This is a genomic window from Bradyrhizobium hipponense (genome assembly GCF_008123965.1).
In the GTDB taxonomy this organism is placed as follows: domain Bacteria; phylum Pseudomonadota; class Alphaproteobacteria; order Rhizobiales; family Xanthobacteraceae; genus Bradyrhizobium; species Bradyrhizobium hipponense.
In genome coordinates this window covers 1-1,285 of sequence record NZ_VSTH01000008.1, presented here as the reverse complement: position 1 = coordinate 1,285, position 1,285 = coordinate 1, and the positions used below count along the sequence as shown (strand labels likewise).

The window sequence follows — 1,285 nt, the reverse complement described above, 5'->3', positions numbered from 1 at the left end:
TTGAACGCGTCACGGTGAATCTGCGGGCGGCGGGCGATTGCCGGGCCGAATGGGTAGGATTCAGCCGTTGGCTGAACAATCCGAGCGTGACAGCCGAGGAAATTGCCGTGCATAGCGCAGAAGCGCTGTCGGAGCGTGTCGCGGGCTTGCATGTGCTTGCAATCCAAGACACCACGGAGCTGAACTACGCCAAGCACGCCGGGCGGATACGGGGGCTTGGACCATCCGGCAATGGACGTGATCCTGGCTTGTTCGTGCATCCGGTGCTGGCAATTGATGCAGGCAGTCGAGCCTTGCTCGGGCTGGCTGGAATGCAAATTTGGACGCGCGAGGGGCCAGCGTCCGCCAATTACCGCAGCCAACCGATCGAAGACAAAGAATCGCACCGTTGGATCAAGGGGGCGGCGGGCGCCAAGAGCGCGCTCGCTTCGGCGGCGATGGTCACCGTGATCGGCGACCGGGAGAGCGACATCTACGAAGAGTTTGATCGGATCCCCGATGGGCGCACCCATTTGCTGACGCGCGCCTGTCGCGATCGCGCCCTGGTGGATGGCAGCAGGTTGTTTGACGTGACTGAGGGCTGGCCGGTGCGGCATCGCTTCGCGTTGGAGGTTCGAGCCCAGCCCGGCCGTCCAGCGCGCACGGCCGACGTGGCGGTGCGCTTTGGCGAGGTCACGATCAAGCGGCCGGCCAACTGCAGCGATCCCGCCGCCGCACCTCAACTGACTCTGCGCCTGGTCGAGGTGAAGGAGCTTGATCCTGCGGTTGAGGAGCCGATCCACTGGCGCCTTCTCACCACCCACGCAGTTGTGACTGTTGCGCAGGCGCTGCAGATCGTCACTTGGTATCGTGAGCGATGGCACATCGAGCAGTTGTTCCGCACCAGCAAGAGTCAGGGTCTCGATCTCGAGAGCAGCCAGGTCGAAGCCGCCGAGGCGCTGTTCAATCTTGCCGCCATCGCGATGATTGCAGCCACCAAGATCATGCAGCTCGTACTCGCACGCGACGGCACCGTTGATCGCCCGGCCACCGACGTGGTCGCGGCGGACCAATTGCCGATGCTCGAGGCCTTGCAGGCCCGTCTCGAAGGAAAGACCGCCAAGCAAAAGAACCAGCATGCCAGGCATTCTATCGCTTGGCTTGCCTGGATCATTGCCCGCCTTGGCGGTTGGACCGGCTACGCTTCCGAGCGTCCGCCCGGTCCGATCACCATGCGACGAGGTTGGTATCGCTTCGAACAAATGGCCCAAGGATGGAACCTCAGAAACGTGTGCACGCCTTAGCC

Annotated in this window: 1 protein-coding gene; it reads left to right on the top strand. The window is 63.1% G+C overall.

Annotated features, from left to right (window positions below; all coding sequences use genetic code 11):
- The coding region (locus FXV83_RS01140) for an IS4 family transposase (protein ID WP_148736937.1) at window positions 1-1,283 on the top strand (1,283 nt) is incomplete at its 5' end.
- Window positions 1,284-1,285: the final 2 nt, after the last annotated feature.